This window comes from Acinetobacter sp. ABJ_C5_2 (genome assembly GCF_044538485.1).
Taxonomy (GTDB): Bacteria; Pseudomonadota; Gammaproteobacteria; order Pseudomonadales; family Moraxellaceae; genus Acinetobacter; species Acinetobacter nosocomialis_A.
Window position 1 is genome coordinate 56865 of sequence record NZ_JBIUCS010000003.1, and the last position, 12621, is coordinate 69485.

Sequence of the window (12621 nt, forward strand, 5' to 3'; positions counted from 1 at the left end):
AAGTTTTATTCTTTAGACTTTCAGGCTAAGATGATCAACCTCTTAACCTTTAGTTTTTGGTGATCATGCAACTTAATAAATTTACCGATTATGCTTTGCGAATATTAATGTATGTCGCTCGCCCAAGTGACGCGCCGTACACAATTGCAGAAATCGCTCAAGATTTATATGTTTCGCAAAATCATCTCGTGAAGGTTGTCCATTTTATGGGTAAACAAGAGTGGATTATCACCATTCGCGGTAAAGGTGGTGGAATTCGCTTAAACCCCAAAGCATTAGACTTAAAGCTCGGTGCAATTGTCCGAATTTTACAAGGTGACCATCAAATTGTTGAATGCAACACCCCACCGTGCGTTCTACGCTCGCATTGCGGTTTAAAAGGAATTCTTGATCAAGCTTTAGAAAGCTTCTATCAAAGTTTAGACCAATATACGCTGGGAGAAGTCTTACAACAGCCTAAATCTGCTTCAAACACCTCACCTATAGACTTTTTACAAATCTAGTGCCCGTAATTCTATTTATCTTTGCAAGCAAGCTTACTGAAAATTAGCAAGAATAACCAAGCTCCTTTATACTAGGCGCGAGCCCTCTCATTTAAAAAGTTATTTTTTATGCGTCGTAGTGAAAAATCGAAAGACACCAAAGCCAGACTCGCACCCAAGCAAAAGATCAGTTATGAAAAGAAACCAGATCCAGCAATCACAGCGTATGCTGTGCAATCTCTGAACTGGTTACGCCAAGCTGAATTTTTAATGAGTGCTCCTAAATTGGCACTTTGTGTTGAAGATAGTGGCTACGAGATTGCTTTTGCAGGGCGCTCAAATGCTGGTAAATCTAGTGCTATTAATGCCTTAACCAACAAAAAACAACTCGCACGTGCCTCAAAAAAACCTGGCCGTACTCAAATGATTAACTTCTTCAGCTTAGGTAATCCTGATCAACGCTTAGTTGACCTTCCTGGTTATGGTTATGCAGCTGTACCAGAAGATATGAAGCGTGTTTGGCAAAAAGAATTAGAAAATTATCTAATCCATCGTAAAAGCTTACAAGGATTAGTTTTACTTATGGATATTCGCCACCCTTTACAGCACTTTGACATGATGATGCTAGAGTGGGCTTATTCACGCCATCTATTTGTTCATATTCTTTTAACCAAAGCAGACAAACTGAACCGTGGTCCAGCAAACAAAGTCTTGCTTGAAGTTAAACAACAATTGAAAAAAATGAAGCTTGATTTCTCTATTCAGCTTTTCTCATCACTTAACAAATTAGGTTTAGAAGAACTCGCAAGTGTGATGGCTGGTCGTCTACATTTTACACTTGATCAAGAGCCAGAATTTGACGTTGATGCGATTCCTGAAGCAAGCGATGAGGATGCTGAAGAGTAAATCGTCAAAACAGATACAATTTCTTCATTAAATTTATATTCAATTGGCCCCTATTGCTAAACACAAATGTAGGGGCTTTTTTTATACTCGTTATAACTTCATCGAGTTAAAAATCAGGACTAAATGATGAAATTGTTATCTTTTTTGAAGAACAAGGCTTTAGGTTCTTCTATTGACTATAAAATTCTTCCACGCAAGGTAAAATTTGACTGGAAAGATACCCCTGTAGACTGGATTCCAAACCAACCGTTTGCAAGTTATTTTATTAATGAAATTAATAATATCCTGCCTGCTGGAGAGTTCTGGTTCTGCCGACTCTATAACAAGGTTTTACCTCGTATTACCGATGAAAAACTTAAACAGGATGTTCAAGCATTTATTCGCCAAGAAGCAATGCATGCCAATGCACACACTTCTGCCAATAAAGAATATTTAAGCGCACGTAATATTGATATCCAGAGAAATCTGGACATTATGAATTATCTATTTACCACCGCTTTGGCAGATAAACCTTTTGACAAAGAAGTTCCTCAATTCTTACAAGAGCAATGGGATCTATTCCGTTTAGGCGTTATTGCCACTGTTGAACATATGACCTGTGTACTCGGTAAATATGCGCTTTATAACAATCGTTGGGAGGAACTAGGTGCAGATCCAGAAATGGTCGATCTGGTTAAATGGCATGGTTCAGAAGAAATTGAACACCGTACCGTAGCTTTTGATTTATATCGCCATTTGGGCGGTGGTTATATCCCACGTTACTATTTAAGCCTTGCAGTGATTGTACTGGTACTTGGATTATGGGTAGACGGCGCTGCACATATTATGAAGCAAGACCCTCGCTTTGCTGATGCTGCTAAGTCGAGATTTTTCCCAGCATGGGTTGCTGTAGAGTGGTATAAAATTAGCCGAAAAGATAATCAGGTTTTACCAAACCCTATCTGGCTTATTGCTCAGCAAATTGACTACCTTATGCCTTGGTATGATCCCGTCAAAGAAGGCAGCACTGAAGATGCAGTAAGTTATTTATCTCAATCTCCAGCAGCAAAAAGAGCCGAGCTACAAGCCGCTTAAAAATAAAAAAAGCAGGATATAAATCCTGCTTTTTCATTTAGAGATTAGACACTGATATCTTTATCTTTTGTATATCGATCTACAACCACACTAATCATCATATCGCCCTGAACATTTACCACTGTTCTTACAGTATCAAGTAGACGGTCAATTGGAAGTAAGATTGCAATCGCTTCGGCTGGCAAGCCTACAGACTGTAAAACCATAATCATGGTAACCATACCCGCGCTCGGAATTCCCGGTGCTCCAAGTGATGCAATCATTGCTGTTAAACACACGACAATTTGCTGGGTCAGATTTAAATCTAGTCCTACTAGATTTGCCACGAACAGTGCAGCTGCTGCTTCATATAGTGCGGTACCATCCATATTGAGCTGCGTACCTAATGGAATCACAAAACCCGCCGTTTGAGGACGTACGCCTAAGTTTTCTTGTGCGCATTTCATACTCAGCGGCATTGTGGCAGAGCTAGAACTGGTTGCGAATGCAGTAATTAAAGCTGTACGTGTGCCTTTGAAAAAAGTCCAAGGGCTCATACGACCAAAAATCCAAAGCAATAATGGCAAAACAATAGCACCATGGAAAATAGTGGTTCCTGTTACCACAACGGCAAACTCTGCCAACCGACTTAATACTGAAATATCTTCTGTAGCCATTAACTTAGCAAGTAATGCAAAAATTCCCAATGGCGCCAGCTTCATTACCCAACCTACTAGCATCATCATCATTTCAAAAAACTGATGACTCAATAAGCGGATACTCTTAAAGCGCTCGCCACCGTGAACTAAAGCAACACCCACAAATAGTGCAAACACGACAACCGCCAAGACATTTCCATCACTAAATGCTTTAAAGGGGTTAATTAAAGTATTTTGAATAAAATTAGTGAAGAAAGTTGCTGGGTTTAAACTATCAGGTGCTTGATAATTTTGCATAGATGTCTGAAAAATAGAAATATCTATGCCACGTCCAACCTCAAATAAATGAGCACAACTAATACCTAAAATTAGGGCTAAAGTCGTTGTAGTTAAACAGCATAAAAATGTAATTTTCCAGACTGGCCCTAGCTGCCCGCCCGCTTGTAGGTTTGATACCCCCACAACAATCGAACTGAAAATTAAGGGCACCAAAAGCATTTTAAGAAGCCCGATAAAAACACTACTTAATATTCCAAGCCCATATAAACTATGTTTTACAAAAGCAGTGTCTGGATACATGGTGAGTAGGAAGCCAAAGGCTAGACCTAAAATCGCGGCAATCAGAATTTGTGTATTTAAGTTCATATCAACATTATTTTTTTCAGTAGGCAATCCTTTTGCAAATATGACATGAGCTTGCTTTTCATTCGAGCAATTTTTTGTCACATCCTTTGAATTAAAAATAAAAAAGCCATCTTTTCGATGGCCCTTTATTATTTATTGCGTTTCAATTTCCCGCAAACGAATCAAACCCTCTTGCACCGTACTACATACAAGTTGGCCATTTTGCCACATACGGCCAAAATTCAGTCCGCGAGAAGCTGCACTAACCGTTGCCTCCATGTCATAAAGCATCCATTCATCAGCACGAAGTGGACGATGGAAATAAATGGCATGATCAATACTGGCGCATTGCAAACTTGGAGAAATATAGCTTAAGCCATGTGGTCTTAAAGCCGTAGTCATTAAAGTAAAATCTGAATAAAACGCCACAATTGCTTGGTGTAAAGCAATATCATCTAGCTGTTTTGGAATGCGATCATGGGTACGAATATAGTGCGCATTAAACGGCGCTTCCGGCTGAGGCTGAAATGGATTGACCGGATCAATCGGACGAATTTCAACATGACGCTCACGCATGAAACTTGCACGAACATTCTCTGGTACAAAATTAAGAATTCCTTCTTTCAGTTCACTTTCCGATTTTAATGTCTCAGGAGCTGGGTATTCTGGTTCTGAATGCTGGTAATTCAAACCTTCTTCAGGGTTGGCGAAAGACACCATTGCCGAGAAAATAACTCGTCCATGCTGAATTGCCCGAACTTGACGGCTGACAAAGCTTTTTCCATCACGCAAACGATCTACTTCATAGATGATTGGAGCATTAATGTCGCCACCATATAAAAAGTAAGCATGCATAGAATGCGCAGGACGATCTGTTGTATAAGAGGCAGCACGTAAAGCCTGACCTAAAACCTGACCTCCAAAAACACGTTTACCGACCAAATTACGGCTAATTCCACGGTAAATATTTTCTTCAAGCTTTTCTAAAGTGAGCAGCTCAACCAGTTCTTGGGTTAACGCATTCATGAGAGATACCTTCATATTGCAGGCAAAATTGGTATTAAAGGACAGATGTGTATAATCTATTGTGCCATAAAAAACTATTTGTACATGGAACAATCAGTCAACTTCTGACGAACATTACCCTTAAAACAGCTAAAAATACGATTTTTAACGATAAAAAATGCCAAAAGCATTATAATTTATAAGAAAGTAGCATATTGTTTTTTTTAATAAATGCCTCAAAATAATTACCCTCTGCATTTGGTGCCGGGATTTGTCTTTAAGAAGTAGGAGTTCTTATGTCCAAGAGTGGGTTTGGTCAAATGTATCGTCGGCTTTCGAGTAAGCTACTTGACCTCGTGGTAACACCACATGTTCTTGGGGAAGTTCCTACTGAACCAGTATCAGAAACAACGGAAACTGAAGCAAAGACTGAGCGCCAAAAAGTGGTGTGCTATGTCTTACAAAACCATTCTCGCAGCAATGCTTTAGTGGTGGATGGGGAAACTCGCCGTTTAAATTTAAAGCCGGCATTAGATCCGTTGGTTATCGGTTCTCATCAGGAAAAAGCATCAGTTTTATTTTTACAGCATAATGATGAAAATAACCTGTTAAATCCCCCACCTCATGCTTTTCCACCTCGCTTAATTAAACTGATTGAAGTTTTACAGGCAAATCCTGAGCTCGACATAGAACTGGTTCCAGTAACCGTTTTGTGGGGTCGTTCTCCAGATAAAGAAGACTCTTGGTTCAAGCTTTTGTTCTCAGACACATGGGCAACACCAAGTACAGTTAAGCAGCTTGTGAATATCGGTTTACATGGTCGCCAATCTTATTTGGAGTTCCATGAACCGCAGTCTTTACGTGACCTCGTTGAATATGCTCAACAGCATTATCCGAACCTTTCACCAGCGACTTATATTGTTAGTACTTTAAATGACTACCTTGACCGTCAGCGTGAAGTGGTTTTAGGCCCTGACTTATCAGATCGCCGCAATGTCATGCAGTCAGTTGTAAAGTCTCGTGACGTGCAAGAGGCTATTCGACGCGAGAGTATTCGCGGCAAAATTAGCATGCTCGAAGCAGAACGTCGTGCGATTGGTTATGTCAATGAAATCGTATCTGACTATTCACACTCAGCAGTACGTTTTGCAGATTTAGCATTAACACGCCTATGGACTCAGCTTTATGACGGCGTAGAGGTTCACAACTTTAGTACTGTTCGTGAACTCGCGAAAGATTACGAAATTGTTTATACACCGTGTCATCGTAGCCATATTGACTACTTATTATTGTCTTATGTGATTTATAGACGTGGCCTAATGGTTCCGTATATTGCTGCTGGTGATAACCTGAACTTGCCTTTCGTAGGTCAGCTTTTACGTGGTGGCGGTGCCTTCTTTATTCGTCGTTCTTTCCGTGGTAATGGTCTTTATACAACTGTATTTAAAGAATATTTATACAGCATTCTTTCTCGCAATACGCCACTTGAATACTTTATTGAAGGTGGTCGTTCGCGTACAGGCCGTTTATTACCACCGAAAACCGGTATGCTTGCCATGACGGTTCATAGCCATTTACGCGGCCGTACAAAGCCAATTGTATTTGTACCAACTTATATTGGTTATGAGCGCCTTATGGAAGGTTCGACTTACGTTGGTGAAATGCAAGGTAAGCCAAAAGAAGCTGAATCTATTTTTGGTATTGTTAAAACATTACGAAAAATTGAACGCATTTTCGGTAAGGTACACGTTAACTTTGGTGAACCCGTTTTCCTTGATGATTTGCTTAAACAGCATAATGCAGAAAATGTCTACATCGAGAAAAATGACGACCCAATTCCTCAAGCTGTTTCAGATGCTGTAAATAGCTCTGCACATGCAATTTTAGAAAATATTAACCGTGCGGTAGTTATTAACCCGGTTTCTTTACTCTCTATTATCTTACTTGCAACTCCAAAGCATACGCTTGATGAAGAAATCTGTATTAAGCAGCTTGAAGCTTACCGCAATTTAGCATCGAACTTTCCTTATGATCAGCGTACAGAAGTAACGCCGCTATCTGGCAAGGAAATTATTGCTTACGGTTTAAAGCTTAAATTGATTAAGCGTGTACAACATGCGCTTGGCGATATTATTGCGATTGAAGATAACCAAGCGGTTCTGCTTACATACTTCCGTAATAACATTTTGCATGCTTTCGTTTTACCTTCATTGGTTGCATCGCTTGTTGAACATAACGGGAAAATCAGTCGTGCTGATTTAAGCAATGTCATCTATACGCTTTATCCATTCTTAAAAGCCGAACTATTCCTTAAATGGAAAAGCAGTGAGCTTAAAGAACAGATTGAGCAATATGCAGATGCATTGGTTCAATCAAACCTTATTCAGCAAGATGACGAAGGTAACTTGATTAGCTCTGCACCAAATACTGAAGAGCATAATCAACTTGTAGTATTAGCAACACCTGTTAAGCAAAGTCTTGAACGTTATTACATGACTTTAGCTTTAATCACACAACGTGGTTCAGGCAATATCTCAGCAAAACAAGTTGAAGAGTTAAGTCATTTGTTAGGTCAACGCTTGTCTGTTCTTTACGAGTTTAATTCTCCAGAGTTCTTTGACAAAGCATTGTTCCAAAGCTTTATTAAAGTTTTAACTCAGCAAAATTACATCCGTACTAATGACCAAGGTCAGATTGAGTTTGATGATAATTTTCGTCAAATGGCAGCAGGCGCACAGTTAGTACTTGATGAAGTAACGTTACAGATGTTGCAACACATCACGACCTTTACTGATGAAGAGTTAAAAGAAGCTCTTGAAGCAATGGCATCTCAACAAGCGAAACGTCGTTTAAAACGTAAAAAAGCTTAAAATTTTACTCAAAATAGAAGGCAACTCAGGTTGCCTTTTATTTTATCTACGCATTGAACATTCAAAATAACGTGGATCATCGATACAACGTAAACGCTTCATCAACTCAACAAAGTAAGCATCATAATATCCAGAGCGAACATATTGATTGCGTATTTTGGCCACCATAATGTCATAGCTCTGCTTTTCGTAAAAAGAAACATCTACCCAATAATAGGCAGGTAAATGGTTTTCCCACTGTATCGCTCGATTCGTTAATAATTGGCTATTTTGCACAAACCAAGCTCGGATTTTTCGCCCAAAATTGGCAGGATAAGCTTGAGGTTTAATAATTAAATTTACTCCGAAATAAGCCAGTGGAAAGTTAATCACCTGAGTGTCTGGCCCAAAATCTTTCTGTAAGTTATAAGGTAAAAGCCCATAAATCGGTGCAGGCATAATATCGATTTTATTTTGCTGAAATTGTGCAATCGCATTGGATAAATCAACATAGACTGGCTGTGCCCCTACACTTCTCACCAAAGCCTGCTGTGGCGGATTATTGGCTAACACCCCGACTCTTTGACCTCTAAGCTGTGCCACTTTTGATATTTTTTTATTTTTCATGACCATATAGGCAGTTCCTACCGGAATCATACCCACCACTTCATAGTCTTGATTAATTAGTTTTTTCTCAATTGTCGGGTGATTTAAAAGTTGCAATAAATTTCGAGCAGTCCTGTTATTAGGTATAAGGCCAATCCCAGAGCTACTTCCCATAAAATGGTTGTATTGATACGTATTAAAATTACTAGCTGCTAAACCTGAACATTTACCATCATCAAAAGCTTGAATGGCTTGCTGCTCTTTTTGATAACTGACAACTTTGAATTTGACATTATATTGCTGAGCATATAATCGGATGTCATTTAAACGACGCGTTATATCCCCTTGGGTACCCATAGGATCATATGTACACCACAACTGATCCTCGGCCCAACTCGCAACAGAAATTGCACTCAAAATAAGAGCTAAACAAAATTTCTTTACTTTCAACATTTTTATCTTTATCGGCAATTTATTTGCCTCTTCAGGTATTTCTATTGTTATTTAAAGTTTAGTCTAAATTTTGATTTGTACCATGAGCATTTAAACATAATAAATAGTCATTAAAGCAAATCGGGTGTTCAAGCTGAAAACCTGTTTCAAATAAGTGTTTCGCATATATTTTTTTACCTGAAACATGAGCTGAATCCAAGGTAAGTAGCGGTAAGTCTAATTGGCTTTGAAACCAAAGAATGACTTCATGTAGAGGCACAGGGGCATTATTGGCAACAAGATAACTCCTATGCGGTTTTTCATAATCGGCTAAAAATGCTAAAAATCTTGCCAAGTCATCAATATGAATACGATTACTATAGTGAATATTTGGATAGGTTTGTGTGTTTTCAGCCATTCGTTTTAATCGATCGACCGAAGCGCCATAAATACCTGTAGGACGTACAATCACGCACTGTGACGGAAAATATTTCTGCCAAAGCAATTCCATATTATGAAGAATATGGCCTTGAGCATCATTCGGATGAATCTCACTATGATCATCAATCACCTCACCAGAATTTTCGCCATATACCCGCGTAGATGACACAACAATCAATCTTTTGACTGGGTGAGCTTTTAAAGCCTGACGAATAGGTTCAATACTGTCAACATAAGTATGTTGATAACCTTGAACTGTACTATCGTCTGAAGAAAGTAAAATATAAACTACATCTACAGGCGCAATTTCACTTAAGTCGAGCGTAAAAATATCCTGCACGAGGTGCGTTCCGTAAGGATCTGTTTTTTCACTGCGGCTGATTGTGGTAATTTGATGTCCTGTCTCAAATAGTTGTTTAGCAACACGCTGAGATGTTTTACCATAACCGATAAATAATATATGCATAGAAAACTCGTTGAGGGGACATGACTTCAGTCCATCAGTTACAAGGCGTTGGATCGGCTTCAGCAGCCCTACTCGAAAAACTAAATATTTTTACCACAGATGATTTACTGTTTCATCTGCCCCGTGATTATGAAGATCGCAGTACCATTATTCCTATGAATCAATTGGTGGTTGGTCGTAGTTATTTACTCGAGGGTGAAGTCAAATCTGTTGATTTCCCTCCAGGTAAACGTAAATCTATGGCTGCATTAATACAAGATGAATTTGGTAAGGTGACTTTACGTTTTTATCATATTTATAAAAACTTAACCGACAAAATAAAACCTGGTAACCGTTTACGTATTTTTGGTGAAGTTCGCGTAGGTGCACGAGGACTTGAGCTTTATCATCCAGAAATTCAGCTCATTAATGAACACACACCTCTGCCAAAAACACAGCTCACAGCAATTTACCCGAGTACTGATGGATTAACACAACCTAAATTACGCGAATATGTTAAACAAGCTTTGAAGCATCATAGTGATGCTCTACCTGAGCTGCTTCCTAAACAATATACAAATGGGTACGCGCTCAAAGAAGCATTACATTACATTCATGAGCCACCTGTCGATGCCAATATGATTCAATTGGCCGAAGGGTCGCACCCTGCTCAGCAGCGTCTTATTTTTGAAGAACTGGTCGCACACCAAATTAGTCTTCTCACACGACGTGCTTATATTCGTCAAATTGCCTCACCCGCTTTCCCAAGTAGCAAAATACTAGCAAAAAAACTGTTAGAAGCTTTACCATTTCAAATGACCAATGCACAAAAGCGTGTATCCAAAGAAATTTTAAGCGACTTAAAACAACACCAGCCTATGCTACGTTTAGTACAAGGTGACGTAGGTGCAGGGAAAACTCTAGTTGCGGCAGTTGCAGCATGCCATGCCCTAGAAGCAGATTGGCAAGTTGCATTAATGGCACCTACCGAAATTTTGGCAGAGCAGCATTATTTAAACTTTAAACGTTGGTTTGAACCTTTAGGCATTACGGTAGCTTGGTTATCAGGCAAACAAAAAGGTAAAGCGCGAGCACAAGCGGAACAACAAATTAAAGAAGGTCATGCCGAACTGATTGTAGGTACTCATGCCTTATTTCAAGATAATGTTGGGTTTGCAAAGCTAGGACTTGTGATTATTGATGAGCAACATCGCTTTGGGGTCGATCAACGATTAGCCTTACGCAATAAAGGTGCTGATCAGCTTACTCCACATCAATTGGTCATGACTGCAACCCCAATTCCTAGAACATTAGCAATGAGTGCTTATGGTGATTTAGACACATCCATTATTGATGAATTACCACCAGGCCGTACACCAATTCAGACAGTCACGATTCCACTAGATCGTCGTGAAGAAGTGCTAAATCGAATTGCTACAAATTGTCGAGAAGGTAAACAGGCCTATTGGGTATGCACGCTGGTTGAACAGTCCGAAACTTTAGATGCTCAAGCCGCGGAAGCCACCTATCAAGAAATGAAAGAGCGCTTTCCTGAACTTAATATCGGTTTGGTTCATGGCAAAATGAAAGCTGATGAAAAGCAATCTGTCATGCAAGCATTTAAAAATAATGAACTACAACTCTTGATTGCCACAACTGTCATTGAGGTTGGGGTAGATGTACCTAACGCTTCGATTATGGTTATTGAAAATGCTGAACGACTAGGACTTTCACAACTACACCAATTACGTGGTCGTGTCGGACGAGGTGCAAAGGCTAGTTTTTGTGTTCTTCTTTATAAACCACCACTTTCACAAAATGGGCAAGAAAGACTGTCTATTTTAAGAGAAAGTAATGATGGCTTTGTGATTGCAGAAAAAGACCTTGAACTAAGAGGTCCGGGTGAACTATTAGGAACAAAACAAACAGGTGATATGGGCTTTAGAGTGGCGCGATTAGAACGAGATGACCATTTACTGAGTCAAGCGCATTATGTTGCACAACAGGTTCTAAAAGACTATCCACAACAAGCTGAAGCCCTCTTGAAACGCTGGCTACCTGAAGCACCCCGATACGCTTATGTTTAAGTTGTTCAATCCTCAATATCTTTTTCAGTTATTGTCCCCTTGCCTGTTATGTGAAATAGGAACGCGGGGTAAGCACTCGCTTTGTAAAGAATGTTGGGAACAACTACCATGGCTTAAGCAGACAGTTCAGCGTAATGATCAATCTGTTCTTGTGGCCTGTCATTATACCTATCCAATTAACCGTATAATTCAGCAGTTTAAATATGAACAAAAATTACATTACCAGACCTTACTTGCTGAGGTTTTACAGCAAATAAAATTTCCTAAGGTACAAGCCATAGTACCTATGCCTATTTCTAAAGAGCGTTTAACGGAGCGAGGTTTTAATCAATCATTATTACTTGCCAAGCTTCTAAGTAAACAATTAAGAATACCTGTTTGGCAGCCTGTCCAACGCCTCAATGAGCGTTCACAAAAAGGATTATCTCGACTCGAAAGATTTGAAAATATTGAACAGCAATTTGTTGCGATACCTCAAGAAAAACGGCGCTACCGTCGTGTGCTGATTATTGATGATGTGATCACAACAGGAAGTTCAATTTCCGCTTTAAGTCTAGTGCTAAAACAGCTAGGGTGCACATCTATTTATGCAAGCTGCCTAGCTGCTGCCTCATCTACATCATATTAAAATTATTAAATTGCAGATAAGTTTTGCTCACACCATGGAATTACTATTTCTTTGGTTAATGGCGCAAGTTTAGTTTCGGAATCATTAAATTTTATCCACTTCATTTCAGCAATTTCGGCTGCAATTTGTGGAGACTGTTTTAATCGAACCAAATATAAATGGCTAATCAGCGTATGATCTGGCTCATTAGCAGCTGCTGTCTCAAACTGTCCTATAAACTGCTCTATTACACAAGAGCTGCCAACTTCTTCCAGAATTTCACGTTGTATGGCTGTTTCCGGAGCCTCATTCGGCTCCAGCTTACCGCCTACTTGCATAAAAGCTTGTGTATCACGCTTTCTAACCAGTAATAACTCATTGTGCTCATTTAAGATCACCGCAGCGGCGACCGTAATTATTTTCAC

11 protein-coding genes are annotated in these 12621 nt (G+C 39.4%); 6 read left to right on the forward strand and 5 right to left on the reverse strand.

Annotation, left to right across the window (positions count from 1 at the left end; genetic code table 11):
- Positions 1-65: 65 nt before the first annotated feature.
- The 3 genes from ACH8JV_RS05355 to ACH8JV_RS05365 all read left to right on the forward strand — a co-directional run bounded on the left by ACH8JV_RS05355 (position 66) and on the right by ACH8JV_RS05365 (position 2462).
- A complete protein-coding gene (locus ACH8JV_RS05355; protein ID WP_145849729.1) occupies positions 66-503 on the forward strand; it encodes an Rrf2 family transcriptional regulator in 438 nt (145 codons plus the stop codon).
- A gap of 108 nt (positions 504-611) precedes the next feature.
- Positions 612-1388 (forward strand): ribosome biogenesis GTP-binding protein YihA/YsxC, encoded by a 777-nt coding sequence (gene yihA / locus ACH8JV_RS05360; protein WP_005067265.1) that lies wholly within the window; start codon positions 612-614, stop codon positions 1386-1388.
- A 123-nt stretch (positions 1389-1511) separates the two neighbouring features.
- The gene (locus ACH8JV_RS05365; protein ID WP_145849731.1) at positions 1512-2462 is read left to right on the forward strand and encodes a metal-dependent hydrolase; all 951 of its coding nucleotides are present in this window, start codon (positions 1512-1514) and stop codon (positions 2460-2462) included.
- 44 nt (positions 2463-2506) lie between these two features.
- Here the strand turns inward: ACH8JV_RS05365 and ACH8JV_RS05370 are convergent, their stop codons facing one another.
- Both ACH8JV_RS05370 and ACH8JV_RS05375 read right to left on the reverse strand, forming a co-directional pair.
- Entirely contained in the window at positions 2507-3772 is a 1266-nt protein-coding gene (locus ACH8JV_RS05370) for a dicarboxylate/amino acid:cation symporter (protein ID WP_396520351.1), read from the reverse strand.
- Between the two features lie 105 nt (positions 3773-3877).
- Positions 3878-4750: an acyl-CoA thioesterase II gene (locus ACH8JV_RS05375; protein WP_004705360.1), complete on the reverse strand. Its 873-nt coding sequence runs from the start codon at positions 4748-4750 to the stop codon at positions 3878-3880.
- 275 nt (positions 4751-5025) lie between these two features.
- On the opposite strand from ACH8JV_RS05375, the gene plsB reads away from it, so the two are divergent.
- Positions 5026-7599: a glycerol-3-phosphate 1-O-acyltransferase PlsB gene (gene plsB, locus ACH8JV_RS05380; protein WP_396520050.1), complete on the forward strand. Its 2574-nt coding sequence runs from the start codon at positions 5026-5028 to the stop codon at positions 7597-7599.
- Positions 7600-7641: 42 nt separating this feature from the next.
- Here the strand turns inward: plsB and ACH8JV_RS05385 are convergent, their stop codons facing one another.
- Complete coding sequence (locus ACH8JV_RS05385) at positions 7642-8637, reverse strand: putative solute-binding protein (RefSeq protein ID WP_396520052.1); 996 nt, start codon at positions 8635-8637, stop codon at positions 7642-7644.
- A gap of 58 nt (positions 8638-8695) precedes the next feature.
- Positions 8696-9523, reverse strand: coding sequence for an NAD(P)H-binding protein (locus ACH8JV_RS05390; protein WP_396520054.1), 828 nt, complete (start codon positions 9521-9523; stop codon positions 8696-8698).
- Positions 9524-9543: 20 nt separating this feature from the next.
- Between ACH8JV_RS05390 and recG the strand changes: the two genes are divergently transcribed.
- A complete protein-coding gene (gene recG / locus ACH8JV_RS05395) occupies positions 9544-11589 on the forward strand; it encodes an ATP-dependent DNA helicase RecG (RefSeq protein ID WP_396520056.1) in 2046 nt (681 codons plus the stop codon).
- Positions 11582-12217, forward strand: a complete 636-nt coding sequence (locus tag ACH8JV_RS05400; protein WP_396520058.1) for a ComF family protein — start codon at positions 11582-11584, stop codon at positions 12215-12217. The genes recG and ACH8JV_RS05400 overlap by 8 nt, the downstream gene beginning before the upstream one ends.
- A gap of 5 nt (positions 12218-12222) precedes the next feature.
- Here ACH8JV_RS05400 and ACH8JV_RS05405 read toward each other — a convergent pair whose 3' ends face one another.
- A complete protein-coding gene (locus ACH8JV_RS05405) occupies positions 12223-12621 on the reverse strand; it encodes an NUDIX domain-containing protein (protein ID WP_004705348.1) in 399 nt (132 codons plus the stop codon).

Excerpts from the sequence above, each read along its gene's own strand:
- ACH8JV_RS05355 (WP_145849729.1), top strand. The coding sequence starts at position 66 with ATGCAACTTAATAAATTTACCGATTATGCTTTGCGAATATTAATGTAT.
- yihA (WP_005067265.1), top strand. The coding sequence starts at position 612 with ATGCGTCGTAGTGAAAAATCGAAAGACACCAAAGCCAGACTCGCACCC.
- ACH8JV_RS05365 (WP_145849731.1), top strand. The coding sequence starts at position 1,512 with ATGATGAAATTGTTATCTTTTTTGAAGAACAAGGCTTTAGGTTCTTCT.
- ACH8JV_RS05375 (WP_004705360.1), bottom strand. The coding sequence starts at position 4,750 with ATGAATGCGTTAACCCAAGAACTGGTTGAGCTGCTCACTTTAGAAAAG.
- plsB (WP_396520050.1), top strand. The coding sequence starts at position 5,026 with ATGTCCAAGAGTGGGTTTGGTCAAATGTATCGTCGGCTTTCGAGTAAG.
- ACH8JV_RS05385 (WP_396520052.1), bottom strand. The coding sequence starts at position 8,637 with ATGTTGAAAGTAAAGAAATTTTGTTTAGCTCTTATTTTGAGTGCAATT.
- ACH8JV_RS05390 (WP_396520054.1), bottom strand. The coding sequence starts at position 9,523 with ATGCATATATTATTTATCGGTTATGGTAAAACATCTCAGCGTGTTGCT.
- recG (WP_396520056.1), top strand. The coding sequence starts at position 9,544 with ATGACTTCAGTCCATCAGTTACAAGGCGTTGGATCGGCTTCAGCAGCC.
- ACH8JV_RS05400 (WP_396520058.1), top strand. The coding sequence starts at position 11,582 with ATGTTTAAGTTGTTCAATCCTCAATATCTTTTTCAGTTATTGTCCCCT.